The organism is Streptomyces wedmorensis (genome assembly GCF_000716445.1).
In the GTDB taxonomy this organism is placed as follows: domain Bacteria; phylum Actinomycetota; class Actinomycetes; order Streptomycetales; family Streptomycetaceae; genus Streptomyces; species Streptomyces wedmorensis.
The window spans coordinates 1-402 of sequence record NZ_JNWK01000176.1 but is presented as its reverse complement, the minus strand read 5'-3'; the positions used below and the strand labels follow the sequence as shown (position 1 = coordinate 402).

Here is a 402-nt window from a genome sequence, read left to right as displayed (position 1 = left end):
TCGAGATGGGCCGCACCGACCTGCGCGACGCGGACGAACTCGCGCGCCTGCACCCGGGGGTCGCCTACGAGGCCTTCGACCTGAGCGACGCCGGCGCCGACCGCGTCCAGCGGATGCTGGGCGAGCTGGTCGAGTTGTTCGAGCGGGGTGTGCTGACTCCGTTGCCGGTGACGACGTGGGATGTGCGGCAGGCGCCGGCGGCGTTCCGGTACATGAGTCAGGGCAGGCACACGGGCAAGAACGTGCTGGTGTTGCCGCGGGCTTTGGACCGGGACGGCACGGTGTTGGTGACCGGTGGTACGGGGACGCTGGGTCGTCTGGTGGCTCGTCGTCTGGTGGTCGAGCACGGGGTGCGGAACCTGCTGGTGGTGGGTCGTCGTGGTCGGTGTGCCGAGGGTGCCG

1 protein-coding gene is annotated in these 402 nt (G+C 70.6%); it reads left to right on the top strand.

The window, feature by feature from the left end; genetic code table 11:
• Positions 1-402 (top strand): zinc-binding dehydrogenase (locus tag OO54_RS41005; RefSeq protein ID WP_157856620.1); only part of this gene is annotated, 402 nt, incomplete at both ends.